A 22,702-nucleotide genomic window follows, 5' to 3' on the forward strand; every position below is an offset into this window, starting at 1 on the left:
GCGCCTTAGTTGGGGTTTAGTCCTCGCTTAATCTGCTCTCTCACCAATACACGTTCCTGACCTGGTGTGAGGCCATATTGTTTTTTATAAGCGCTACCCAGATGAGAAGATGAGACGAAACCGCACCGAAGTGCAATGGATGAGATCGCCTCAGTGCTTTCTTTAAGAAGTCGTTGCGCCTCTTTAAGGCGGATTTTGGAGTAAAACTGCTGGGGCGTGATACCAAAGAATTGATGCCATAAACGTTCTAGTTGCCGCTGACTGAGGTTACTGAGTTTCGCGAGTTTTTGAATTTCGAGTGGATGTTCAAGGTTTTCTTCCATGTGCGATATTGCTGTGACCATGCGACTATCGTTTATGTTGTAGCGAAGCTGGATCTCCATTCGCTGGTTTTCTCTTGCACCTCGGATGCGACTATGCAAAAACTGCTCAGCAATATTGGAAGCTAGATTGGCGTCGTAGTCAGATGATATTTGCATCAACATCAAATCAATTGCGGCGGTGCCCCCTGCGCACGTCCAGCGCCGACGATCTTGCACATAGATTTCACGGCAGACATTGATATCCGGAAACTCCTCGAGGAATTCAGAGAGGGATTCCCAGTGCAACGTGCAACGATACCCATTCAATAGGCCGCCCCGTGCAAGCACATATGAGCCATTGCTAATTGCTCCGATTATGGCCCCGCGCCTTGCTTGCGTGCGCAAGTAGTTGGCAATCCGCTTGCTTTGAAGACTTGCGGTATCCATACTTGCAATGATAAAAATCCGATCAAACTCCGGCGCACTATCAATTGAAATTGTATTGATCGGGTGACCGCCGCTGGAGGGAACAAGCCCCCCCTCATCGGACAGTACGGACCATTCATACAAGACTTCGTTCGCAAGTCGATTTGCAGCACGCATCGGATCTGAGAATGAAGCGAAAGCCATCATGGAAAACTCTGGAAAGAGGATCAGGCCTATCCGAATAGGAGAGGAAGCTGAGCTTACCGCCTGCGGCTTTTCATTAACGCCATAAAGTGCAGTACCGGACATTCCAAAGGCTTTCTGATTATGAACACACGCTGCAATCTAATCAATTGCGATCTAACAGAAAACCACCCTTGGCATGTCTTGGGACTTTAGTTGGTGCACAACAGTGATTTCAATGCCGACACAGGGTGTTGTAAGTGCAAGCCTTCAGTCTCTTTAACCTGACAGCGACAGGAAAATCCGTCTGCAAGATAGGGCTGGTTCTCGTTGTGCTGTGAGAGGTGCTGCTTCCAGCTAAGGCTATAGATCTTATTGGACAACTCTCTATTTGCAGCCTCATGCCCGAATGTACCAGCCATGCCACAACACCCCGCTTTGGTCGAACTAAGCTGAATGCCAAACTTTTTAAAAACTTGTTTCCAAGCCTCAATCGCGCCCGGTGCAATAGCTTGTTCGGTGCAATGACTTAGCAAACGATAGGACACGTGTTCACGGTGGCACTCGTATTGACGGAAATCCTGCTTAAGCATCCACTCCTGCAAAAGCTGCACTTGCACCACCTGCTCTTGCCCCACCACCTCGCGATATTCACTGCGATATACAAGCGCCATGGAGGGGTCTAAACCAACAAGCGCGATGCCGCTTTGCGCGAGTTCTTTCAATTTTGCATTGCTGGCCCTAGCCTGCTTTTCAAATGTTCCCAAGAAGCCATGCACATGGAGGGCTTTACCATTTGCAAGCACCGGTGCCACCCAGACATTCACACCCAAGCTTTGAAGCAGATCGACACTATCAAGCACAACCTGATTATCAAAATATGCAAGAAAAGGATCTGGCACTAAAATTACATGATTGTCTGTTTCATTAATGTGCGAAAGGTTTTCGGGATCCGCAAAGCTGACATTTCGCCGCGCAAGCTCGGCTTGTAGTGATTTTTGCGAGAGTTTTGGTAGCGCGACCAAACCCAGCGCGTGAGGCAAGGGGCTTGCAAGCAGCATGTTGGAAAGGCGAGGCAATTTGCTCATCAGTGGCAAAAAGCTCTCTAGAAGGCCAATGGCATAGTGGCGGAGAGGGCGCAAATACCTTCCATAATACACCTCAAAAAACTTGGCGCGAAATGACGGCACATCGACCTTTATTGGACATTTACCGCTGCAGGATTTGCATGCCAAGCACGTATCAAGCGCTTCGCGAACTTCGTGAGAAAAGTCGGTAGGGTTTGAACGCAGGGATGTAAAAAGGCGCCTTGAAAAACTCAACACCCTGTTTTTTTTTCGCTGCTCTAATGCGGTTTTCCACGGGTCTACACTCAAGGCGCTGAGCTGTGCTAGCCATTCTCTGATGAGTTGCGCTCTACCCTTCGGTGACTGCCTTCTATCTCGAGTACCTTTCCAAGAAGGGCACATTGCATCGTTGAAATCCCAATTGAAACAAGTACCATTCCCATTGCAGTGCACTGCATTTGCGCTTTGCTGGCGAACGTGTGCCGGGATGATACGGTCCCTTTGCCCTTTTGTAGGGACTTCATCGATCTTAAGCAGCTGTCCTTCTACTGGTGCGACGATCTTTCCAGGGTTGAACTGGTTGCGCGGATCAAATATTCGTTTCACCTGCTGCATAACCGGATACAACTCACCAAAATACAGCGGTGAAAACTCAGATCGAACTCCCTTGCCGTGCTCGCCCCAAAGCAATCCTCCGTAGCTTCTGGTTAAGTTGACAACCTTTTCGGTAACTTCCCTCACAAGGGCTTCAGCGCCCGGTGCTTTCATATCTAGAGCCGGTCGCACATGCAGAACACCAGCATCCACGTGTCCGAACATGCCATAGTCAAGATTATAACTATCCAAAATGGATCGAAATTCAGCGATGAAATCGGCAAGCTTTTCAGGTGGAACAGCGGTGTCTTCTACAAAGGCAACAGGGCGCTTTTCGCCGCTCATATTACCAAGTAACCCAACTGATTTTTTCCGCATTTCCCAGATGCGTGCAATGTCGTGTCGATTTTTAAGGATCTGGAAACCGCGGCGTCCTGCTTTTGTTTGCGGCTTGGCGAGCGCTTGGTCTACTCTGCTCAAAGCACTCGTTAGGTCAAGAGGTGAGTAGGCGACGAACTCTACTAGGTTTACCCCTTTTGCAAGTTGCCCTTCATCTTTTGGGAAAAAATCAGCAACTTCACGCCAGATTATGTCTTGTTGGGCAAGCGTTAGGATTTTTTCGTCAACGGTCTCGATTGATGCTGCACCTAGCGACATGAGAGCAGGGGCATCACGAAGTGCAGCATCAAAACTCTCGTAACGAACTACCACCAGCGCACTATGCGAAGGAATTGGCAACACGTTTAGTGTGGCCTCTGCAATAAACCCTAAAGACCCTTCTGCACCGCAGAACACCGCATTGATATCAAACAGGCCCTCATCATTTCGTAGATGCGCGAGGTCGTAACCTGTTAAGCACCTATTTAACTTAGGGAATTGGCGTTCGACCACTTCTGCATTCGCGCGCTGCAATTCATCAAGCTGAGAATACACATGACCAGCTAAACCACTATTAATACTTGCTTGTGTTAGCTGGGCGTCATCCAGTGGCTCAGTGTTCAGTTGGCTTCCATCCGCCAGAATGACGTTTAGCGCGAGTACATGGTCACGAGTTTTACCGTATAAACATGAGCCTTGACCACTTGCATCGGTAGAAATCATTCCGCCGATAGTGGCTCTGTTAGACGTCGACAGTTCGGGTGCAAAGAACAGTCCATAAGGCGCAAGGGCTGCGTTTAACTGGTCTTTTACAACACCTGCCTGAACACGCACTCGGCGGTTTTCTGGATCGATCTCCAGAATTTGGTTCATATGCCGCGACACATCAACCAAAATACCATTGGTGAGTGACTGCCCGTTAGTGCCCGTTCCGCCGCCTCTGGCTGCCACATAGAGCTCAGAAAACTGCGGTTTTGATAGCAGCTTTGAAATGCATACAAGGTCGGACGTTGCGCATGGGTAAAGGACGGTCTCTGGAATGAGCTGATAGATTGAGTTGTCTGTGGCCTGAACGATGCGCGTGCTTTGTTGACGCGCGATGTCCCCCTGAAACCCTCCGTGCTTTAACTCCTGGCAAAAAGCATCATGAAGAGCATTTGTCGGTGTCTCGGGAAGAAGCTGAGGGATCATTAGTCAGGCCTTAAAACTAAAGGCTGATGCAAAGTAATTTCGGCATCAGCCTTTTCCGTATGATCTTAAAGGGTACTGCGAATACCTTCATCGATCTGATGTATTAGGCCTTCAAAGACCGGGTTATCTGCTTGGTTTTGTTGACCGTGAGCCATGCCCTCTACAATCAAGGCACTATCCCCTTTTGGCCCCGGATAAACGGAGTGGAGGCGAATAGATTCGGCAGGAGCATGCAAGGAGTTTAATTCCCCATGCACAATCAAAGCAGGAGGAAAATCACCGCTAACACTTGCGAGTTCCGCTTCTGGGTCAAACTTAACGTAGGTCTTGTAGGATTTCGCACTGATGAGATTACAACCCGGCCAGCGGTCTTCACCAGCTGCCTCTGTGTAGTCGCCAAGCTGTGAATCTGTATAGGCTTGGGTCGCGGGATCAAGCGGGTAATAACCCAGTTGTGTATCTGTCGTTCCTAAATCGAAGGGAGGAATGCCTGCTTTGTCATCAAGTGCGGATATACCAGTCTCCGCAGCCTCCGGATTTGCGCGCAGGCTTTGCAGAGCACGCAAGTTTGTGTAGTTCATCGGCACAAAGTAGGCGATTTGCTCCTTGCCTGCTTTTGCAAGATCGGCAATTGCTGCTAGCGTCGCAACAGAGCCCATCGCCCATGATAGCACTGCAGGCATCTTGCCAAGACGTTGCTTTGTGGCATCAATCAATGCAAGAAGCTCAATTTTTTGATCTTCTAGGCTGACGTTTGTAACGTTTTGGCCATTGTGATCGTAGTTGTTCCGTACCGCACGGTTGGTGAAAAAGCCCGTTACATCATAGGTTGTAACTACGTAACCACGCGCCGCAAGCGCGTTGCCGACCAGCTGACCATACATGGAAACGCCACCGGTAAAGCCTGAGTTGAAAACCACAGGCGGCAGGTTTTTATCAATGGCTGCATCGTTCGCAGGGCGATAAAGAAACCCTTTTAATTCCAGTTCACCGTCTTCGAACTTCACCGGAAAGGTGAACTCTTCCTGAATGACTTCAGACATGTTTAGTCTTTCTCTTTATGTGGTGTAAAAATCGCATCACATGCATTTTTAAGCAAAGCTGATGCTTCGACATCAGTTTCTGCGGTGGCCTCATTGGCAACATGCGCGACAAATTGAAGAGCTGTGTATGCTGTGAAGTGATCTGTGAAGGGAACGCCACTTTGATCTTTCCCAACGTGTGGCGCATCGCTCGCTTCTAGAAGGAGCTTGTTCGCGCCTAGTTTTTCCGTGATGGTACGAACATACATGGCGACCATGGCCGGATCGGTGGAGGTGCGGTAACCGGGCCCTTTAAACCAAACGTTTCCCCGACGTGCTGCTTCATCTAATAGTTCGACATAAGGGGACTGCGTTGTACCCAATTCCGGTTGGCATGTTCCCAAGTGGTCTAAGATTACATTTATGTCTTTGGGAAGCTGCTTAAGAACGAGATAGTTTACTCTTGGGTCTTGCGCATAGATGTGTAGATGCTGGTCTTCCCGCAACCGGCCTAGCATGCAAGACCACTCAGCACTGCGATAGAGAGCTGGCTCAATCTCTTCAGGCTTGGCATCGTGCAACACGATCCGCAATCCCTTGACTTGCGGATGGTTCATGCGCTTCGAAGTTGCATAGGCCGGATCGGCAAGGAGTGTTCCAACCAGTGTAATTGCACCGTATCTTTGCGGGTTCTGCTGTTGAAGTGCATCAAGTTCTTTGAAAGAGGCAAATACGTTTTCCGAGTCCGGCAGAATACTCAGATGAACATTATTTATAAGACGTGGACGAAGCCCCATGTCGATTAATTGATCTAAATAGGGCTTTAGGGGGTGAGGCTCCGGCAACGCATATGGCAATGCCTCGCTAATTCTTGAAAGGTCTTGCTCAGTATAGAGATGTACGTGTGCATCAATAACTTGCCGCAGCGTCTGCATGGTTTTTATCCTTGATTTTCAAGAAAACAATACTGACTTTTGCGAGTTATAAGTGCGGCAAGCTCGACAAAAAGTATCAAAAAATCGCCATCAGCAGCGCGCCTATAGTATGAAGGTGGCTCGTAAGAAAAAAAAGATCTGGCGTAGGTTCTCTCAAGCTAAGCGAATTACGGGACTGAATCAGTGAGTACCGGCAACACCGTAAGGACAAGGAGCATCGCCTTTATCGTGGACGAGAGCAGGCCTCTTCCACAAAAGCGGTACAATAAAACCGACAGGAGTAAGTGGGAAGTCGCTCTGATTTGCGTTTAATACGCCAGATTTCCGATTTATACGGCCTCACCAAGTATTCTCGGTGAGGTACCAAGCGAGGTTGATAATTGGATTGATAAAAGTGATTGAAATAGCGCTTGCCAGTCTATGACTGGCAAGCAAAGTAAAACTGGCAAGATTGCTTAGAAATCCCAGTCCTCGTCTTCAGTCGCCACCGCCTTACCAATGACATAGGAGGAGCCCGAACCGGAGAAGAAGTCGTGGTTCTCGTCTGCATTGGGTGAAAGGGAGGCCATGATAGCCGGATTGACTTGACAAATGCTTTCCGGGAACAAGCCCTCAAAACCCAAGTTCATCAGCGCTTTGTTGGCATTGTAATGCAGGAACTGCTTTACATCTTCGCTCAGGCCTATTGGGTCGTAAAGATCCTGCGTGTACTTTGTTTCCAGATCATACAAGTCAAACAGCAGGGCGAAGGCAAAGTCCTTGATTTCCTGACGTTCCGCCTCGCTGAGCACTTCAAACCCGCGCTGGAATTTATAGCCGATATAGTAGCCATGTACGGCTTCATCGCGAATAATCAGGCGGATGAGGTCGGCGGTGTTCGTCAGTTTTGCGCGGCTGGACCAATGCATGGGCAGGTAAAAGCCGGAATAAAACAAAAAGCTCTCAAGAAAGACGCTCGCAACCTTCTTTTTCAGCGGATGGCTGGCGGCGCGATATTCTTCCAAAACAAGACGCGATTTCGCCTGTAGGTGCTCGTTTTCCTCTGACCAGCGGAAGGCATCATCCACTTCGGCAGTGCGGCACAAGGTGGAGAATACCGAGGAATAGGAGCGCGCATGTACGGCCTCCATAAAGGCGATGTTGGTCAATACCGCTTCTTCGTGCGGAGTTGTGGCATCTGGCATGAGGGCAGGTGCGCCAATGGTGTTCTGGATCGTGTCCAACAGCGTCAAGCCAGTGAAGACGCGAATGGTCAATTGCTGCTCTGCTGCTGTTAAGGTTGCCCAACTTGGGATATCGTTGGACAAAGGCACCTTCTCTGGCAGCCAGAAATTTGCTGTCAGGCGGTTCCAGATTTCAAGGTCTTTTTCGTCTTGCAGCCGGTTCCAGTTGACCGCGCGGGCGACAGGTGTTTGAGTCATTTTTCTTCCTTGAGCCTTTAGAGCGAGCAAGCCACGCAGCCTTGCACTTCGGTACCTTCCAGTGCCATTTGCCGCAAGCGGACATAATAGATTGTCTTGATGCCTTGTTTCCAAGCGTAGATTTGCGCCCGGTTAATATCACGGGTTGTGGCGGTGTCCGGGAAGAACAGTGTCAAGGACAGGCCTTGATCAACGTGCTGGGTTGCTGCTGCATACGTGTCAATCAGCGCTTCAGGGCCGATCTCGTAGGCATCGCGGTAGTATTCCAGATTCTCGTTATTCATAAACGGCGCTGGGTAATAAACACGACCAATCTTGCCTTCCTTGCGAATTTCCACTTTGGAAACAATCGGGTGAATAGAGGAAGTCGAGTTGTTTATGTAACTGATTGATCCGGTGGGCGGCACAGCCTGCAGATTTCGGTTGTAAAGCCCATCGCGCATTACATCGTCTTTAAGCGCCTGCCATTCTGCTCGGTTAGGTATCTTTATGCCGAACTTTGCAAACAAAGCTGCGGTGCGCTCGTGCTCAGGTTGCCAGTCTTGGCTGACATATTTCGTGAAGAACTCACCAGAGGCGTAATCAGAGGCGGAAAAGCCATTGAAACTTAAGCCTTTTTCACGGGCCAGCGCATTGGATGCGCGCAGGCAATGATAAAGGATGGTGCAGAAGTAGATATTGGTGAAGTCAATCGCCTCAGCCGAACCATAGTGTATATGCTCGCGTGCCAAGAAACCGTGTAGGTTCATCTGACCAAGGCCAATGGCATGGCTTTCATCATTACCCCGGCGTACAGAGGGGACTGAGCCAATCGCGCTCATCTCGGAAACGGCGGTCAGGGCACGAATTGCCGTTTCTACCGTGGCGCCTAGATCGCCGCCGTCCATCGCCTTGGCGATATTCAGCGAGCCCAAGTTACAGGAGATGTCCGCGCCTAAATGGCTATATGACAGATCATCATTAAAGCTGCTCGCCTCGTTAACCTGCAGGATTTCAGAGCACAAGTTGGACATGTTGATGCGGCCAGCCACTGGGTTGGCCTTGTTCACCGTGTCCTCGAACATAATGTAAGGATAGCCGCTTTCAAACTGGATTTCCGCCAGAATCTGGAAAAACTCGCGCGCTTTGATCTTCTGTTTGCGAATGCGGACATCATCGACCATCTCGCGGTATTTTTCGCTTACCGCAATCTCCGAGAATGGCACACCGTAAACACGCTCCACATCATGAGGCGAGAACAGGTACATATCCTCATTAGATTTCGCTAGGTGGAAGGTGATATCCGGTACCACCACACCAAGCGAGAGCGTTTTAATGCGGATTTTCTCATCTGCATTTTCACGTTTGGTATCCAGGAATTTTAAAATATCTGGGTGGTGTGCATTGAGATACACCGCACCTGCGCCCTGACGCGCGCCAAGCTGGTTGGCATAGCTGAAGCTATCTTCTAACAGCTTCATAACTGGAACAACACCGGAAGACTGGTTTTCGACGCCCTTGATTGGCGCACCGGCCTCTCGCAGGTTGGACAGCAGCAACGCCACCCCGCCGCCGCGCTTGGAGAGCTGCAAGGCGGAGTTAATGCCACGGCCGATGGATTCCATGTTGTCTTCCAACCGCAGGAGGAAGCAGGAAATCAGCTCGCCGCGCTGTTTCTTACCGGCATTCAGGAAAGTGGGGGTTGCTGGCTGGAAACGGCCTGCAATTGTTTCGTCTATGAGGCGCAGAGCCAGATCTTCATCGCCGCGGGCCAGTGTCAGGGCAACCATGACGATACGATCTTCGTAGCGCTCCAGATAGCGCTTGCCGTCAAACGTCTTTAACGCGTAGCTGGTGTAAAACTTAAAGGCGCCAAGGAATGCGGGAAACCGGAATTTGTGTCCATAAGCCCGCTGAAAAGCACGCTTGATAAAGGCGGCATCGTATTGCTCCAGAACCTCGCCCTCATAATAATTCTCTCGAATTAGATATGAAAGCTTCTCCTTTAGAGAGTGAAAGAACACGGTATTAAGGTTCACATGCTCCAGAAAGTACTGGCGCGCTGCTTGCCTGTCTGCCTCGAACTGGATCTGGCCATCGCTATCATAAAGATTAAGCATGGCATTAAGGGCGTGATAGTCCAGCCCGACAAAGGCGCCCTGCGGCTTTTCTAGTGCTGCTGTTTCCAAAACTTTTCTAGTCCTTGACGAACCCGCTCAACGTCGCTCTGCGTGCCTGCAAGCTCAAACTTGTAAAGACACGGGCAACCGCATTTGGCGGAGATAACAGTTCCTGCATGGGCGAAAAACGCCCCGAAATTTCGATTGCCCGAAGCGATGACGCCGCGTAGCAACTCACGATTGGCCGCAACATTTAAGAAGCGAATGACCTGTTTGTGCACCGCGCCGCGGCCTTCGCCATCTGCATAGGTTGGCGATATCAGGACATACGGCTTGCGTATGATCGGTAGAGGCTCGGCATCACTTAGCGGCAAGCGCTGCGCAGGTAGGCCAAGCCTCTCAATAAATCGCTGGGTGTTGCCTGAGGCACTGGAGAAATAGACAAGCTCCGCCACAGCAAAATGCGCCTAGGCCAGTGCGCCGATTTTATCAGGGCGGAAACCGGCCCAGTGTTGATCGCCGGCAATCACAACCGGGACCTGACGGTAGCCAAGCTCTTCCACGGTGGCCAGCGCGTCGCTGTCCTTGGTCAGATCAATGATGTTATAATCTAGTCCGGCGCTTTCAAGTGCGCGGGTGGTTGCGGTGCACTGCACACAGGCAGGCTTGGAATATACGGTAATGCTCATGCCATTTTCCCCAAAGCATTAGGGAGAGCGCAGCGCAAAGCTGCAACGACAGAATTGTCATTGCATCACTTCAATTGCCCCTGCGGACCCTCCGTCCGTGGTCATCATCTGTCCTTGGCAGGTCTCCTGACTTCACAGCGTAACAGCAACTCCCACCTTCCCAAGGCTTAACGGCCTCAGTGGTATCTGGGAGCCGCCTACTGCATACAGTTGCGGGGGCAGTACCGGAATTGAACCGGTTTCCCTCTTAGCTCACTTGTCAACACGCAAGAACCAAAGACACTTCATATAGTGCAGCTTGGCCGAACATGGTCAACATCTTGGGGCTAAACCCACAGGTTATTATTGTGGAAACACGTAGGATCGAATAGGTCTGTACTTGAAATTTCACAGGTGCAACACTTTACGGAAATCAGCGCCGCCCGCTGGCCAATCAGCATGGATAAGCATTGCTTGACTATTGTATCAAGCAGGCCAAGTCTTAAGTAGAAGAGAACACGAGTAAATTTAAATAGAGAAAGTCAACGGACCAAGGGTCGTGCGATACAATCATAGATTCTTGCCAAGGTGAACCTTAGGCAATGGGTGCCTCCGTGCATTGTCGGGACAGCGATAGAAGGAAGTCGTATGAGCACAAAGAAGCAATGGCCTGAATCCTTAAGGGAAAGGTAGTGGCGCAAAGCGCCACACCTAAAGTGCGATGCGATTTATAACCTAGAGGATTGGCTAGCTATTTCTTTAAGAAACGCTGACCTGCTCGCTCGGCAGCGTTTTCCAAATGCTCTCGCATCGCAGTATCAGCAAGTTCAACATTGCCCTCACGAATTGCAGTGAGAATGCGCTCGTGACCAAGCTGCGAATAGCTATTATGAAGACGCGGCTCTAACACAACGTCTCGGGTTCGCATGATCCAGTCCATGAGTGTTTCGTGGGCTGATACTAACAAGGAATTTCCAGTTATGGCGCAAAGATACCTATGAAACTTCTGGTCAAGCTCCAGATACAACTCCAGATCATCAAGCGCTTGGTCTCCAGCTTCGACAATCATTGAGAGCTCGGCGATATCCTCGTCGGTTGCATTTTCGGCAGCTTCCCTTGCAAGGCTACGCTCGAATATCAATCTTGTTTCGTTAAACTCGCGTACGCCAACAGGGTTGGCTAACAAGGAAGCTGCGATATGATTGAGTTCGTTAAACAGGGCCCGGGGATCTTGCTCAACCACCAGGGGGCGATCTCCTCTACGGATTTTGATTAACCCCTGGCGCTGAATAGAAAATAATGCCTCTCTTACAGAAGGGCGGCCAACATCAAACATCTCCATCAGAACTCGCTCAGATGGAAGTTTGTCGCCCGGTTTATACTCGCCCGATTGGATCATTCGGAGGAGTTCTTTTTCGACTGCATTCGAAAGACGCATATTATGACGCTACTGCTGTTGCTCGTAGAGGGTGGGTTGCCAACCAATGAGCAGATTTCATTTTGTTGTCGGCAACATAACTAAACAAACTGCTTTTCGCAATCGAGCAAATTAAGTAAATATCTATTTTTTCTTTCGTTAACCTAATAAATGGCAGGATTAGACTGCCTGACAATTAGACTTTCATTGAGCAAAAAGGGTATGTGCATTGTTGTTATATTAGTTGACTGGCGTAACAATTGTAAAATCCATCAGTAAAACTTCTGCAAATATGTGTTGACGGTAAGTAAAAATTAGCTCTTTAGAAATGATCGCATTCATATAGGTAAGGAATATAGGTTGTCCTGTCAAAGGTGTTGCACCAAACTGCTCCGTATGTTTTTGTCGGGAAAGCCATTTAACATATTGATAAATATATATAATAGTAGTTTTCCATTCTTTGTGATCGCGAGGCGAAAAAAAACCCACCGAAATGAGGTTGGGTTTTTTTCTAGCTCCTAAGGGAGTTTAGTTCGCCAATGCTTTAATTCGCTTAATGTAGTCACCTACCTTGGCGTTGGCAGCTGCGGCTTCTTCGTGCATCGGCAGCACCTTATCAATGAAGGGCTGTTTTTCCACATCAACGAAGTCAACCTTTAGCTGGTTCTTCGCAATATCGATCGCTTCCAAAGTTTGCTTGTTGTACAGCTCGCGGTGGAAGTCCATCATGTCCCTGGATGCTTGTTTAAGTGCAGTCCGGTGCTCATCTGGCAAACTATCCCAAACTTGGGATGACATGATAAGGACCCCTGGGATCATGGTATGTTCGTCCTTGGAATAGACCTTCGCAACTTCACCGTGGCGCACATCTACAAGCGCCTGAGGATTGTTTTCAGCGCCGTCGACCACACCTTGTTGCAAAGCAGAGTATAGCTCACCAAAAGCGATCGGTGTTGGGTTACCGCCGAGCAGTTCAACCATCTTAATCGCAGAGGGAGATGGTTGAACTCGAATTTTCATGCCGTTAAGATCATCCGGTGTCTTGATTGCTTTGTTTGCATAGAACGAACGGGAGCCATCCACCATGAAAGCCAGCCCTACAAAGCCCTTATTGTGCGTCGCATTGTAGATATCCTCAGCGATGTCGGAGGTGAGAACTTTGTAGTAATGTGGCTCGCTTGTGAAAATATAGGGAAGGGTCAAGGCCGAGTATGATGGGTCAAAGGCTTCCATCTCACTGGCATTTGAGCGCGCCATATCCAGCAGACCGTTTTGCACCAGCTCCACCGACTCCCGTTGAGAGCCAAGCTGTGCGTTGGGGAACACGCGGATGCGTAACTGCCCATCTGTGAGTTCTTTGACCCGGCCAGCCATAAACTCTAATGAAATGTGGGCGGGGTTATCCGTGGGCAAGTTGTGGCTCAGGCGGAGTGATTTCGCCTCGGCTGCGGCAGAGAATGTAAGGGCTGCAGTTGCTAAAGTGACAGCAAAAGCATTGCGCTTGATGAACATGTTTTTCTCCCTTTTGCGGGTTATTGGCTCAACGGGTGAGCAGTCGAAAGCGCCGAAAACAGTGCTTAAGATCAGTGTTTCTAACAGATTACTGAGCGTTACAGTTTAAGACTGCGTAAAAGAAATTCCTTTGAAGCGCAGAACAAACGAAACTGTGCTGATTGGTGGACCAAAGCTAAAGTGCATAGGTAAAAACGATGAAATCAGCGATATTAAAATTCCATAATCCAAATTATGCGCAATATAAAATTGATTTAATATAATGAATTCAGCCACTTATAGTTAACGCAATGCTTACACACGCACATTACCGAGGTTAACCCTCAAATGTAAAATGCAATTAGGGGTTGTGTTGTGTACTTACCTTTTAAAGATGAGCTGATAGAAAAAGAAATCGACGTGCTTGTTAAGCATCTAGAGTGGGAATTGATTTTACTTAAAAAAATGGCTGTGGAGAAAAAACGGTCCCGCCTACGGCGCAATGATCTCGAAAAGGTGTTTGCAAGTCTCCCCCTTGATGTTAACCCCCAGAAGTTCGCAGAAATCAACGGCCTAAGTATCGATCTAGTAAACTACTGGTATTTGTGTAAGCGCAGGAGCGCCGAATACATAAGCCGCGAAAAACGGAATCGCGAAATCATGCTGATGATGCGACGCGGCGCGACAAATCGGCAAATCGCGAACCGCTTTGACCTGCATCCAAGCTCTGTTAGCCGGATTATTCGCAAATATCGGGAAAGCGTGCGGGTATAAAAAAAGCCCTTGTCGATCACACAGCGACAAGGGCAAGAAGTAAGACCGCCAGCAAGCTAATCAAAAGTGACGGTACACTGCGGATTCTAGCAGGCTGGTTGCCTGTGTCCAGACCCGACCAACCGGAAAGCCACAGCTGAGTTAAATCAGGTCCTGACGGCGCAGGGCTTGCCGTGGGCAGCAGATTAAGCGGTTGCCCTCCCCCTGCAGCGCCCTTTTTTTTGCACTCCTTCATGCGGGCATAGCCCAGCATGTCAGGATGAGGTTCCCAGCCGCATGGCGCGCGGATTGTGCCTGCATCAAGTGCCATTTTTTCCCCTAGTCAAAAAGAATGATTTTGCGCGGATCCACCCCTATGAGGGTTTGATAAGCGCAACCAGGTTGCAATCCTATTCTATAAAAGCCTGTGCCAGGAGCGACTATTTTAGAATTTCATTCCCAGCGATGGATAAAGAAAAGCCCCGCAACAACGGGGCTCAGTGCTAGCGCTTCTTGGTGGCGAACCAGTAGACGCCAAGGCCTGCGACCACAGCAAACAGGAACATTTTGTTATTCTGTTTTTGCTGCGTGGTTTCGCCGCCCATCCAATCAACGGCCCAATCAGGCAGGTAATCATAGATGTTCAATTAGTTGCCCTCCTTCAGCAGCATTGCAGCCAGTCCGGAAAGCGTCAGGGCGCTGCCGGTAGCCAGATCGGATGTGGTGAGCGATGTTGCCAGTTGCTGGACGGTGTGCGGATCCACAACGCCGAACAACTGAGCCAAGCCAAGGCCAACCAGCGGCAGGCCTGCAAATGTAGAGGGCTCTTGCATACGGCGTACAAGCCCTGTGAACAGTGAAACCATTATTTTTGTTCCTTCAGGTTTTCGATTTGAACCGCGTTGATTTTGATCTCTGCGCGGTTGTCGGCAATTTCTCGGCTGTTGTTGACCAGTTGCAGCGCTGCCCAGCCCAGCAGTGCGGCGGTGAGTGTCGAGGCGATCGAGTTGAAATCAAGCTTTGCCATTTAGCCACTTCCCCCCGAAATAAACGGCGATCCCTGCAACGCTGGCATATGCCAGCGGCGCGCTTTTCTGTGCCGCTTCGCCGGTTTTGTGCGCGGCCACTGCCACGGCCAGCGCATCAACTGCCACCAGTAGGCCCACAGCAATGACCAGCGGCATTTAGGCAATCCCCGCGTAAAACATATGCACGCCATATTCCGCCGTTTTGCGCGCGTTGGGGCTGGCGGCAATCCAGCGCGGCTGCGCAATATAGTTTGCGTAATAGTGGGTTGCTCCGCCTGTGTTGTCCGGCAATTGCCCTGCGGTGGCTCTGCGGGCCACAATCAGGCAGTCCTCAAACAGCGCATTGCCCTGATTGGGTTGCAGGTTCTCAATGCGCGCGCGCATAGGGTCGCTAGCGTTCCAGCAGGAGAACTGCCACGGCTGCAAGCACACGCTGGCAACGGAGTTCGGCCAACGCCGTGAGCGTACACGGTTCAAGATGACGGAGGCCACGGCTTGCTTGCCTTGATACTTCTCGCGGTTGGCTTCGCCGTACAGGGTACGGGCCAGCGTTAGGGTGTCATAGTCCACCCCCGCCCCTTGCTGCGGTGTATGCAGTACAGGAGCGGGGAACTGGACGACTGGTGCGCCGGTTGCTTCCGGCTTGTTATTATCGTTCACGTTGTTTCCCCAGTCGAAAAGATTGGATAGGCTCTGCGTAAATCCGGAAAGCCAGTTTTCAGGAGCGGCAGCCGGTTGCCAGCTTCCGCCTTGGTGTGTGGGTGCCTGTTGCGCCTGCGGCGCTTGTGGCGTCGTTGTGGTGGTGGTTGTGATACTGCCCTTGCTGCGCACAACCTGCCATGCAGCGGCTCCGCCTGCCCCGACAATGATGAGCGCAGCTAGGGCCTTCATGTGGTCACCGCTGGCAGTGCCTCAGCATAAATGCTAACCGAGTGTTCAACTGAGCAAGTGTATTTGAGGGCTTTCCCTGCTGACACTATGAAATCGGAAAACTCGTATTCCCCACCGCCAGTTAATTCCTGATTCATTTGCAGTGGTACGCCGTGCAATTGTAAGGTCGCGCCAGACTGTTTTTTTACCTTGAAATGAAGCTTGCGGACGATAAAGCCATCATTCTTATCAGGCTGAATGAGATTGAACCAATCATGACGTCCGCCGCTAGACTTTAAGATTACACTATGTGCGGGAAGACTTGTCATTCGCTAACCTCAAATACGACCAAGCGACCTCTGTTGTTTCCAACTTCCAGTGCACTAAAGGCATCAGTTGCGTTGGTTTCAAATGAGTCTAATGAACGCAGCCAAATGCCTGAATTCAAAACTATGGATGAGGCCGACAGGTTTTGAAACCGAATGGAGCGGCGTTTCGGGTTATAATCGGCAACCTCCATTTCTCCGTTTACCTCGTACACCCGCACATCACCGTTTTTGGGCTTGCTTTCCAGCATCAATCCGCCGCCGGTGATGTTCAATCGGTCGTCGGTGAGATCACTGTCAGAAACAACCAGAGTTGCAGTGATTTCCGCATCCGTGTTGTTCATCAAGGTGAAGCGGCTGAACGCTTCATTAGCGCGTACAGAAAGCCCCTTTTCAAAGGTGATACCGCCCTGCCCGTTTTCAAAGGCAATTTTGAACGGCGCTGTGGAAGCCGTACAGCGTACGGCATAACCGGACGCGGCCCGCTCAATGACAGCCCCAGCGGGTAGAACAATTTCAAACTCGTTGACCTGCATGTTAATTCCTTAACAGATACGCGATTGTCAGGACGCTAACGCCCATCAATAGTGCGTTGTTGCGCGATTTGGTGTTGCTTGGTGCCTCCACTGGCGAGCCCTGCGCCACTGCGGCGGTGGTTGCGCTTTGCCGGTCCACAATATCCATGGCGCGGGTCACCAGCTGCCCTGCCCCGTTGATTGCGTTGCTGGTAAAATCCAGCAGCTCTTGCGGGGCTTGCTCGATGTAGATATCTCCATTGCCCCCTTGCGTGGTGGCAACGAAAGAACCCGCTTCGGCAGCAATCTTGTTGTCGGTGTTGCTCGTGCTCTGGTGCGAGCTGCTACTGCTGGAACTATCGCCGCCCAAGTGAAAACACCCCGCTGGCAAGTGGTAGCGCCATCAGTGTTGAAATGGCCTTGAAATTCAACCGCTCAAGGGCGGCCTTCAGCGTGGTTCTGGAAACACCAACGGTAATGCGGTTGCAGTCGTTTTCCTCGGCAATGCGCATAAACGCATCGCGAAGCGGCTCCAGCCATTTGCCACCATTGGCGCGGCTGACATTGGCAGCCATGACAGCCAATTCGCGGCCATGGGCAAAGCTGCGGAACTCATAGGCAGCGGCCACCTGAAGAACGCCCTCGCTATCGCGCAAGGTGATAGCGAAAACGCCTTCAAGCCGGTCCTTGCTCATATAATCCGGATCATGCTTGCGCGTGCTTTCGGCCAAATATTCCAGTGTGTCGCCTTCGACGCGTTCCGCCAGATTTACAAACAATTTCAAAACAGTTTTTTCCCTTTACTCAGGTACAAAAGCGCCGCGCCTGCGGCAATTATCGCCCAGATCGGCAGGCCCATGATGGTTCCCTGCTGCTGCTGGCGTCCAAATGGATCCCAGTTGCCTGCGTTCCAATTGGCGTTATAGCCAACATTCTGGCGGGCTCCGGATATCGCGGGCCCTGTGCTCAAGGCCAGTTGCGGCATGGGGCTTGGTGCTGGTGCTGTCATTTTTTCATCACCATCAACAGCGCAACCAGCGCCACTGCCCCAATTCCCATAAGCGGCCCGATTGGCAATTTCGCCGGCGTCTGGGTCACCGTGGTGACGGGTACCGGCTGTGGTGCCTGTGGCTGCGGGTCAACAGTGTTGCCGAAGCCGTTGAAGGCGTTCAGCACATTGCCAAGGGTGTTGGCTGCGCCGTTGAGAAAGCCGTTGACGCTGTCCCAAAAACCGCCGCCGCCCCCTGTGGGGGAGCCGCCACTTGTCGGCGCTGGCAGCGTGTTGCCACCGCCTCCGGCAGGTGAAGCAGTTTCCCACCCCATGCCGCCCCAGCTCCCCCCGTTTGGCCCTCCCATTTGATTGTATGGGATGAGCAGATCCCCAGACCCTGAACCGCTTTGAGCAAACCGCGAATTTACAAATTCGTCGATGCTAATTGCGGCCTCCTACGTAGCTATAAACGGCGTAGAACGGGGTTGCCTTGGTCATGGTGAATTCAAACTGGGTTGGCACGCGGCGCGGCACACCATTGGTCAACACCTGATTGCCCAGATTGAGGCTCTGGCGCTGTTCCTTGTCCATGCGCAAAGCAAAGACCTGATCAGGAACCGTCGCGCCATAGGCTTTCAGTGGCTCGTCATTGATATGACGGGGGATGTCGACAATGGTTTCGCCATCACGATCCAGCTTAATGCGGGCAATGTCGCCCTTGGCTCCCTCGAAGCAATAAAGCGCCTGTAGGTTGCCAATGGCCGGAACGTCCGGTTCTGTGTGAATGCCAGTGGCAGAAACCGGAATTTGGCGCCTGATGATCTTCCGGATAAAGCCCAGATCAGGGCGACCAGTCGCACCGCCTACCGCCATGCGGTCGTAATCCGCATAGGCTTCTAGGCGCGGGCTTTTCACATCGTCAGCCAGTGTGAGCTCGATGTTGAAATCGGTGATGCCAGTTCCCTTCAGGCTCCACGCGGTTTGGTCCTGTCCGCTGGTGGATTCGCGCCATGGCTCAGAGAAGCAAAGCGGGATAATCCCGTCCTGAATTGGATACCCATTAAGGTCCAGAATAGCGAACAGCTCTTTAGCTGTTAGCTCCCATTGTGCGCGCCCGTCCAGCAGCACACGAATAAGCTTGATCTTCTCTTCCATCACGGCGCGTTTTGCCAATGCACCGCCTGCCTCAAACGAGATTTTTACCGCGTGATAGCGCCGGTCTGTCGGCAGGTCTACGGCGGCAATCTGCCCCGCCACAACGTTCTGAAATTCTTTTAGTTTTCGGTATGAACGCAACGTTTAAACCCCAAAGCCCTGAGTGATTTTCTGCGCGAATGCGTTGTCCTTGAACGCATGGAGCGCCCAACCCGCAATGAGCACACCCACGGTGCAGCCCAAAATCAGCTTAATGTCACCTTTGCTAAGCATTGTTATTGTTTTTTTCCTTAGTTTGGTTTTCGAAATGCCGGTTTTACTACAAACTCAAATAAGCTCATTGCAATGATACTTGCAGCAACCGAGTAGATGATTGTTTTCGGCATGGGCAAAGAGTGGCGTTTTTAGCTGGAATTGCAACAAAAAACCCGCCATAAACGGCGGGTTTCTGCGGGTTCATACGGTGTACACTCTGTATAAGTATTGCCTCAGGGATTTAACTTGAATTTCCCCGTTTTTGTGGTTTTGCCCCTCTTTATTGCGCCGTTTTCTAGCAACAGGAAGTTAAATGGCTGCATCTGGTTTAGCTCCTCTTTGTACTTCGGGCCGATGGTCTGCAAGATTTGCTGCTTGTCGACATGAGCGGCCAACGGGAACACATATTCTCTGGCGCAATTCCCGCGGAACGTGGTCGATATCTGAGCGGGTCGCTGAGTGATCGCAATGCAGCCTAGACCACGGTGGCGCCCCTGCAAGATGAGCTGTTGCATGCCGGTGATATGGCTCTTTTGGGCTTGGTTCGGAATAGCTAGATTTGCCTCTTCCACCACCAGCAGCATTTGCTTTTTGTGGCGTGGGTAATCAGCATTTGCCAGCCATAGGAACTTGGTTAGCCGGTCCAAATTCTCCACATGATCGCCCGCGCTCACATAGGAGATTTTAAAGCCGCCCCGCCAGCGCTTTTTAACTGCGCCAGCCAGCTCTTCCAGTGTACGAACACGCGTCCACCCTGTGCCGCCATATTCCGCCAGCGGATCAAACACAATCACGCGGGCGCCGCTTGGCAATCCCCGAAGCCGTGCCTTTGTGATAGTGCTTTTGCCGCTGCCTCGGCGACCATAGACAGCCTCAAGCTCAGCCTGCATCGTCTTCCTCTGTGTATCTCAGATCATGCGCGCGTTGCAGCTTGTCAAAAGCGCGTTTTCTACTGTCACACACCAGTTGGCGGAGCCGCTTCCGTGCCAGATCGGGGCGCGTTGATTCATACAAATCAATAGCTTGCTCAACAATTCGGTCAAAATTGTCGTATTCCGAGAGGACACCGGCAGCAAAGGCCTCGTTAAAGATTTCATTTTCTTTATGTTGAAACTCTGCGCGCATCTTATCTACATACGCGAACTTGGCTTCAAGCTGTGCGTGCAAAAACTCATGCATAAGAGTGGAAACTTCAGTCGTCATTTATACCTCCGGATAACTGGCAACCCGTGCTGAGCGGCGTTCGCTCAGCTCGGCGCTAACCGCAAACATTTTGGGCAGGGCAAACATGGCAATGGCCGAAAGTGCGGCCACGTTCTCCGTTTTTTCCGTAACCATCCAGCGGAACCAGCTGGACTTTTGCGCCAGCTCGTAAAGCCCTTTGGTGGCCTTGCGGGCTTGATCTTCTTCATGCTCGGCAATTGGCAGGGATTTCAGGCCAGTCAGGCCGCCAAGCGCCGCAAGGGCAAACTCGATATTGGCGTGAAACGCCTCCGCACTGACCAGTTGGACCTCTGGCGCACTGGCAGGGGCCGCGCCCTCCACCTGCATATCAATTCCGGCCTCTTTCGCAGCCTCCTCGATGTCTGGCATGTCCTCGCTTGGGCTGGGCTGTGTCGGCTCGGCAGCTTCAGGAGCAACAGGTGTGTCGCTAAGCGAAATTTTCTGCAATCCAGTCGTCTCTAACAGGTTGATTTTCAATGGTTTTTTCTTCTTTCTTGGTGTTGTCATTGGCCAGTTGCTGGCCCTCTTTTTGCGCTAGTAACTGCGCTTTGAGCTGCTTGGAACGCCCCTTCCCCATCACCAACTTGGAGCCACAGGAGGGCCGCTCGTCCTCAAAATCGCCGTTGCACTGGTAGTAAAGCTTGCCGCTCCGGTCCTCGCGCAGCATCACCCGCGATTGACATACAAGGCAGACACTTTCTGCAATATCTTCAGCCACTTACCCTCTCTTTCTAATGTTTTTCCTGTAAAGCTTGCGTAGCTCGGCCATCAGATCCACCTCTCCGGCCGCAATTTTGCGGCAGTAGGCCCGATAATAGCCGCCCATACTGGTGATTGGCGGTGCTGTGCCGCCGTTGGCGCGGTCTGATATGATTTGATAGGCCGCAAAAAACGCCAGAGAAGCCCGCTCAAGGCCAATCAGCTGAACGCTGGCCCGCCACCCCTCTTCGCTCAATTGCAGCGCGCCACGGTGCATTTCTGCAAGCTCTGGTAGGTCTCGCCAGCTGGTCAGGCCCCCAAAATCCTCAAAAACAGGGATTGCCCGCTCCAATTCCGTCAGTGAGAGCGGCAGGGCGTCGATTTTTTCCCCGTCCAATTCCTCAAAGCCGCTTTGGCAGGCGTCAGCCTGCCCCCCTGCAAACTGAGTAATCGCGCAATCAGCGCGATTGCCGCTTGTTACAACGGAGTATTTTAATTCTGTGTTTGTTTCTATGTGCCGGAAGTTTTTACCGGCTGAGCCGGAAGTTTTTTGTTTTAAATAACTGAAAATGCGCGTTTTTAGCGAAGCGTAGTGTTCAAGGGTCAGGGCGTAGTCAATCCCCGCCTGTCGCCGGTTCGGCGTGTTGTATTCGTACTCGCAAAAGGTCTGGTAAAGGTCGCTATCTTGGGGCAGCAGCTCCGCTGCCTCTTTGGTGTCAATGCGAAGCGCCTTAAGCGCTGTCCACTGTTGTTTTTGCCGCTCTTCCTGCGACGCGTTGGCGTTAATGATTGCCTCGTAATCATTAGCCTGCGCCACCATCGGAGTGAGGTCGAAGCCGTAAGCGTCGACTATCTGGTCTCCCCTGCGCACAGGAAAACGTTTGCGATTGGGCGCGTCCTTGGCCTTTATCAGCCCCAGCTCAATCAGTTTTGATAGGGTGTTGCGTAAAGCGCGGTCCGTGATGCCAACACGATCACAAAGCCATTCATTCGACGGCCAGACGATTAACGCCCCTTGAACGAGTTGTTCACCCCAGCTTGCGCTTAGTGTATTAAGTACAGCCCTAGGGGTTGGCTTCAGCGCTAAAGCGATTCCCGCTTTGTGCGCTATGCTCAGCAGCTTTTTACGGCTTAGGTCTGTAAAATCGGCGGTTAAATCGGAAAATTGAATACTTTCTTGTTTTAATTTCCGGAAACCGCTTGTTGCTTGATTAGCTTGCATGTCGGCCCCTAAGGGGCGGGTTTGCGCCGTGTGTGTAAAAATGGTGGCTCGAACCCGCCCCCTCTGCATTGAGATAGTTATCACTCCTCAAAACATCCATACGGCCCTTAAAATTGCAAGCAGGTGCCCTGCGTGCTAGTATGATGGCTGTGTGTGTGTTTTACTTTGGTGGCCCAATGAATATTGGAATTTTACTCGAAAAAGCGCGGCTCGCTGGCGGCTTCTCCAGTAAGAGAAAGCTGGCCTTGGCTGTAGGCGTGGCCAATAATCAAATTGGTTATTACGAGCGCGGAATTCAAATACCATCTGACAAAACTATGATGAAACTCAGTGATTTAGCTCATGAGGATACTGGGTATTGGCTGATGGTGGCAGCCTACTTGCGTTCAGACGAAACTGCTCGCGCTAAATGGGCCTCTATCATTGACCTCTATGTAATGACTAAGCAAAGCGACAGTAAAGCAGCGTGA

At 51.1% G+C, this 22,702-nt stretch carries 30 protein-coding genes, 1 pseudogene and 1 riboswitch; of the genes and pseudogenes, 2 read left to right on the forward strand and 29 right to left on the reverse strand.

Annotated elements, in window-relative coordinates:
• Positions 1-5: 5 nt before the first annotated feature.
• The 11 genes and pseudogenes from AYK82_RS00265 to AYK82_RS00310 all read right to left on the reverse strand — a co-directional run bounded on the left by AYK82_RS00265 (position 6) and on the right by AYK82_RS00310 (position 13,215).
• Positions 6-1,037, reverse strand: coding sequence for a GlxA family transcriptional regulator (locus AYK82_RS00265; protein WP_208976340.1), 1,032 nt, complete (start codon positions 1,035-1,037; stop codon positions 6-8).
• A gap of 86 nt (positions 1,038-1,123) precedes the next feature.
• On the reverse strand, positions 1,124-4,141 hold the full coding sequence (gene ydiJ, locus AYK82_RS00270; RefSeq protein WP_068310126.1) for a D-2-hydroxyglutarate dehydrogenase YdiJ: 3,018 nt from the start codon (positions 4,139-4,141) through the stop codon (positions 1,124-1,126).
• Positions 4,142-4,206: 65 nt separating this feature from the next.
• Positions 4,207-5,184, reverse strand: coding sequence for an alpha/beta hydrolase family protein (locus tag AYK82_RS00275; RefSeq protein WP_068310128.1), 978 nt, complete (start codon positions 5,182-5,184; stop codon positions 4,207-4,209).
• Between the two features lie 2 nt (positions 5,185-5,186).
• The gene (locus tag AYK82_RS00280) at positions 5,187-6,098 is read right to left on the reverse strand and encodes an amidohydrolase family protein (protein ID WP_068310130.1); all 912 of its coding nucleotides are present in this window, start codon (positions 6,096-6,098) and stop codon (positions 5,187-5,189) included.
• Between the two features lie 455 nt (positions 6,099-6,553).
• A complete protein-coding gene (nrdF, locus tag AYK82_RS00285) occupies positions 6,554-7,519 on the reverse strand; it encodes a class 1b ribonucleoside-diphosphate reductase subunit beta (RefSeq protein ID WP_068310132.1) in 966 nt (321 codons plus the stop codon).
• A 17-nt stretch (positions 7,520-7,536) separates the two neighbouring features.
• Entirely contained in the window at positions 7,537-9,687 is a 2,151-nt protein-coding gene (gene nrdE, locus AYK82_RS00290; protein WP_082733651.1) for a class 1b ribonucleoside-diphosphate reductase subunit alpha, read from the reverse strand.
• Positions 9,669-10,073: a class Ib ribonucleoside-diphosphate reductase assembly flavoprotein NrdI gene (nrdI, locus tag AYK82_RS00295; protein WP_068310134.1), complete on the reverse strand. Its 405-nt coding sequence runs from the start codon at positions 10,071-10,073 to the stop codon at positions 9,669-9,671. Before nrdI ends, nrdE begins: the two co-directional genes overlap by 19 nt.
• A gap of 12 nt (positions 10,074-10,085) precedes the next feature.
• On the reverse strand, positions 10,086-10,307 hold the full coding sequence (gene nrdH, locus AYK82_RS00300) for a glutaredoxin-like protein NrdH (protein WP_068310136.1): 222 nt from the start codon (positions 10,305-10,307) through the stop codon (positions 10,086-10,088).
• Between the two features lie 99 nt (positions 10,308-10,406).
• Positions 10,407-10,600: riboswitch (cobalamin riboswitch) on the reverse strand.
• A gap of 437 nt (positions 10,601-11,037) precedes the next feature.
• Positions 11,038-11,529 (reverse strand): FCD domain-containing protein, encoded by a 492-nt coding sequence (locus AYK82_RS00305; RefSeq protein ID WP_244265689.1) that lies wholly within the window; start codon positions 11,527-11,529, stop codon positions 11,038-11,040.
• A gap of 21 nt (positions 11,530-11,550) precedes the next feature.
• Positions 11,551-11,724: pseudogene (locus tag AYK82_RS18560) on the reverse strand (GntR family transcriptional regulator); the annotation flags it as partial.
• A gap of 507 nt (positions 11,725-12,231) precedes the next feature.
• The gene (locus tag AYK82_RS00310; RefSeq protein WP_068310140.1) at positions 12,232-13,215 is read right to left on the reverse strand and encodes a TRAP transporter substrate-binding protein; all 984 of its coding nucleotides are present in this window, start codon (positions 13,213-13,215) and stop codon (positions 12,232-12,234) included.
• Between the two features lie 354 nt (positions 13,216-13,569).
• Between AYK82_RS00310 and AYK82_RS00315 the strand changes: the two genes are divergently transcribed.
• Positions 13,570-13,968, forward strand: coding sequence for a helix-turn-helix domain-containing protein (locus AYK82_RS00315; protein ID WP_068310142.1), 399 nt, complete (start codon positions 13,570-13,572; stop codon positions 13,966-13,968).
• A 16-nt stretch (positions 13,969-13,984) separates the two neighbouring features.
• On the opposite strand, the gene AYK82_RS00320 is transcribed toward AYK82_RS00315, so the two are convergent.
• The 18 genes from AYK82_RS00320 to AYK82_RS00390 all read right to left on the reverse strand — a co-directional run bounded on the left by AYK82_RS00320 (position 13,985) and on the right by AYK82_RS00390 (position 22,232).
• Positions 13,985-14,278 (reverse strand): hypothetical protein, encoded by a 294-nt coding sequence (locus tag AYK82_RS00320; RefSeq protein ID WP_068310144.1) that lies wholly within the window; start codon positions 14,276-14,278, stop codon positions 13,985-13,987.
• 172 nt (positions 14,279-14,450) lie between these two features.
• On the reverse strand, positions 14,451-14,594 hold the full coding sequence (locus AYK82_RS17890) for a hypothetical protein (protein ID WP_156453212.1): 144 nt from the start codon (positions 14,592-14,594) through the stop codon (positions 14,451-14,453).
• The gene (locus AYK82_RS00325) at positions 14,595-14,813 is read right to left on the reverse strand and encodes a hypothetical protein (RefSeq protein WP_068310146.1); all 219 of its coding nucleotides are present in this window, start codon (positions 14,811-14,813) and stop codon (positions 14,595-14,597) included.
• Positions 14,813-14,974, reverse strand: coding sequence for a hypothetical protein (locus AYK82_RS17895; RefSeq protein WP_156453213.1), 162 nt, complete (start codon positions 14,972-14,974; stop codon positions 14,813-14,815). Before AYK82_RS17895 ends, AYK82_RS00325 begins: the two co-directional genes overlap by 1 nt.
• Positions 14,961-15,131 (reverse strand): hypothetical protein, encoded by a 171-nt coding sequence (locus AYK82_RS17900; protein WP_156453214.1) that lies wholly within the window; start codon positions 15,129-15,131, stop codon positions 14,961-14,963. Before AYK82_RS17900 ends, AYK82_RS17895 begins: the two co-directional genes overlap by 14 nt.
• Complete coding sequence (locus AYK82_RS00330; protein ID WP_068310148.1) at positions 15,132-15,866, reverse strand: cell wall hydrolase; 735 nt, start codon at positions 15,864-15,866, stop codon at positions 15,132-15,134.
• Positions 15,863-16,174, reverse strand: a complete 312-nt coding sequence (locus tag AYK82_RS00335; RefSeq protein WP_068310150.1) for a hypothetical protein — start codon at positions 16,172-16,174, stop codon at positions 15,863-15,865. The genes AYK82_RS00330 and AYK82_RS00335 overlap by 4 nt, the downstream gene beginning before the upstream one ends.
• Positions 16,171-16,707, reverse strand: coding sequence for a hypothetical protein (locus AYK82_RS00340; RefSeq protein WP_068310152.1), 537 nt, complete (start codon positions 16,705-16,707; stop codon positions 16,171-16,173). The genes AYK82_RS00335 and AYK82_RS00340 overlap by 4 nt, the downstream gene beginning before the upstream one ends.
• A gap of 1 nt (position 16,708) precedes the next feature.
• Positions 16,709-17,056, reverse strand: coding sequence for a hypothetical protein (locus AYK82_RS00345; RefSeq protein WP_068310154.1), 348 nt, complete (start codon positions 17,054-17,056; stop codon positions 16,709-16,711).
• Positions 17,043-17,471: a hypothetical protein gene (locus tag AYK82_RS00350; RefSeq protein ID WP_068310156.1), complete on the reverse strand. Its 429-nt coding sequence runs from the start codon at positions 17,469-17,471 to the stop codon at positions 17,043-17,045. Before AYK82_RS00350 ends, AYK82_RS00345 begins: the two co-directional genes overlap by 14 nt.
• Complete coding sequence (locus tag AYK82_RS00355; protein WP_068310158.1) at positions 17,468-17,695, reverse strand: hypothetical protein; 228 nt, start codon at positions 17,693-17,695, stop codon at positions 17,468-17,470. Before AYK82_RS00355 ends, AYK82_RS00350 begins: the two co-directional genes overlap by 4 nt.
• Positions 17,692-18,009, reverse strand: coding sequence for a hypothetical protein (locus AYK82_RS00360; protein WP_068310160.1), 318 nt, complete (start codon positions 18,007-18,009; stop codon positions 17,692-17,694). The genes AYK82_RS00355 and AYK82_RS00360 overlap by 4 nt, the downstream gene beginning before the upstream one ends.
• 109 nt (positions 18,010-18,118) lie before the next feature.
• The gene (locus tag AYK82_RS00365) at positions 18,119-18,973 is read right to left on the reverse strand and encodes a major capsid protein P2 (RefSeq protein ID WP_156453215.1); all 855 of its coding nucleotides are present in this window, start codon (positions 18,971-18,973) and stop codon (positions 18,119-18,121) included.
• 347 nt (positions 18,974-19,320) lie between these two features.
• Complete coding sequence (locus AYK82_RS00370) at positions 19,321-19,977, reverse strand: ATP-binding protein (RefSeq protein ID WP_068310164.1); 657 nt, start codon at positions 19,975-19,977, stop codon at positions 19,321-19,323.
• Positions 19,967-20,290 carry a hypothetical protein gene (locus AYK82_RS00375; RefSeq protein WP_068310166.1) on the reverse strand — a complete coding sequence of 108 codons (324 nt, stop codon included), beginning with the start codon at positions 20,288-20,290 and terminating at the stop codon, positions 19,967-19,969. Before AYK82_RS00375 ends, AYK82_RS00370 begins: the two co-directional genes overlap by 11 nt.
• Entirely contained in the window at positions 20,291-20,758 is a 468-nt protein-coding gene (locus tag AYK82_RS00380; protein ID WP_068310168.1) for a hypothetical protein, read from the reverse strand.
• A complete protein-coding gene (locus tag AYK82_RS00385; RefSeq protein WP_068310170.1) occupies positions 20,739-21,029 on the reverse strand; it encodes a hypothetical protein in 291 nt (96 codons plus the stop codon). The genes AYK82_RS00380 and AYK82_RS00385 overlap by 20 nt, the downstream gene beginning before the upstream one ends.
• On the reverse strand, positions 21,030-22,232 hold the full coding sequence (locus AYK82_RS00390; RefSeq protein ID WP_068310171.1) for a helix-turn-helix domain-containing protein: 1,203 nt from the start codon (positions 22,230-22,232) through the stop codon (positions 21,030-21,032). It abuts the gene before it with no gap.
• 176 nt (positions 22,233-22,408) lie between these two features.
• Here AYK82_RS00390 and AYK82_RS00395 point away from each other — a divergent pair, with 176 nt between their 5' ends.
• On the forward strand, positions 22,409-22,702 hold the full coding sequence (locus tag AYK82_RS00395) for a helix-turn-helix domain-containing protein (RefSeq protein WP_172795167.1): 294 nt from the start codon (positions 22,409-22,411) through the stop codon (positions 22,700-22,702).

The organism is Polycladidibacter hongkongensis, from assembly GCF_001561995.1.
GTDB classification, from domain to species: Bacteria; Pseudomonadota; Alphaproteobacteria; order Rhizobiales; family Stappiaceae; genus Pseudovibrio; species Pseudovibrio hongkongensis.

Excerpts from the sequence above, each read along its gene's own strand:
- AYK82_RS00340 (WP_068310152.1), bottom strand. The coding sequence starts at position 16,707 with ATGCAGGTCAACGAGTTTGAAATTGTTCTACCCGCTGGGGCTGTCATT.
- AYK82_RS00370 (WP_068310164.1), bottom strand. The coding sequence starts at position 19,977 with ATGCAGGCTGAGCTTGAGGCTGTCTATGGTCGCCGAGGCAGCGGCAAA.
- AYK82_RS00280 (WP_068310130.1), bottom strand. The coding sequence starts at position 6,098 with ATGCAGACGCTGCGGCAAGTTATTGATGCACACGTACATCTCTATACT.
- AYK82_RS00390 (WP_068310171.1), bottom strand. The coding sequence starts at position 22,232 with ATGCAAGCTAATCAAGCAACAAGCGGTTTCCGGAAATTAAAACAAGAA.
- AYK82_RS17900 (WP_156453214.1), bottom strand. The coding sequence starts at position 15,131 with ATGCCGCTGGTCATTGCTGTGGGCCTACTGGTGGCAGTTGATGCGCTG.
- ydiJ (WP_068310126.1), bottom strand. The coding sequence starts at position 4,141 with ATGATCCCTCAGCTTCTTCCCGAGACACCGACAAATGCTCTTCATGAT.
- AYK82_RS00275 (WP_068310128.1), bottom strand. The coding sequence starts at position 5,184 with ATGTCTGAAGTCATTCAGGAAGAGTTCACCTTTCCGGTGAAGTTCGAA.
- AYK82_RS00310 (WP_068310140.1), bottom strand. The coding sequence starts at position 13,215 with ATGTTCATCAAGCGCAATGCTTTTGCTGTCACTTTAGCAACTGCAGCC.
- AYK82_RS00325 (WP_068310146.1), bottom strand. The coding sequence starts at position 14,813 with ATGGTTTCACTGTTCACAGGGCTTGTACGCCGTATGCAAGAGCCCTCT.
- AYK82_RS00320 (WP_068310144.1), bottom strand. The coding sequence starts at position 14,278 with ATGGCACTTGATGCAGGCACAATCCGCGCGCCATGCGGCTGGGAACCT.
- nrdH (WP_068310136.1), bottom strand. The coding sequence starts at position 10,307 with ATGAGCATTACCGTATATTCCAAGCCTGCCTGTGTGCAGTGCACCGCA.
- AYK82_RS00355 (WP_068310158.1), bottom strand. The coding sequence starts at position 17,695 with ATGACAGCACCAGCACCAAGCCCCATGCCGCAACTGGCCTTGAGCACA.
- AYK82_RS00330 (WP_068310148.1), bottom strand. The coding sequence starts at position 15,866 with ATGAAGGCCCTAGCTGCGCTCATCATTGTCGGGGCAGGCGGAGCCGCT.
- nrdF (WP_068310132.1), bottom strand. The coding sequence starts at position 7,519 with ATGACTCAAACACCTGTCGCCCGCGCGGTCAACTGGAACCGGCTGCAA.
- AYK82_RS00360 (WP_068310160.1), bottom strand. The coding sequence starts at position 18,009 with ATGGGGTGGGAAACTGCTTCACCTGCCGGAGGCGGTGGCAACACGCTG.
- AYK82_RS00265 (WP_208976340.1), bottom strand. The coding sequence starts at position 1,037 with ATGTCCGGTACTGCACTTTATGGCGTTAATGAAAAGCCGCAGGCGGTA.
- AYK82_RS00395 (WP_172795167.1), top strand. The coding sequence starts at position 22,409 with ATGAATATTGGAATTTTACTCGAAAAAGCGCGGCTCGCTGGCGGCTTC.
- AYK82_RS00375 (WP_068310166.1), bottom strand. The coding sequence starts at position 20,290 with ATGACGACTGAAGTTTCCACTCTTATGCATGAGTTTTTGCACGCACAG.
- AYK82_RS00335 (WP_068310150.1), bottom strand. The coding sequence starts at position 16,174 with ATGACAAGTCTTCCCGCACATAGTGTAATCTTAAAGTCTAGCGGCGGA.
- AYK82_RS17895 (WP_156453213.1), bottom strand. The coding sequence starts at position 14,974 with ATGGCAAAGCTTGATTTCAACTCGATCGCCTCGACACTCACCGCCGCA.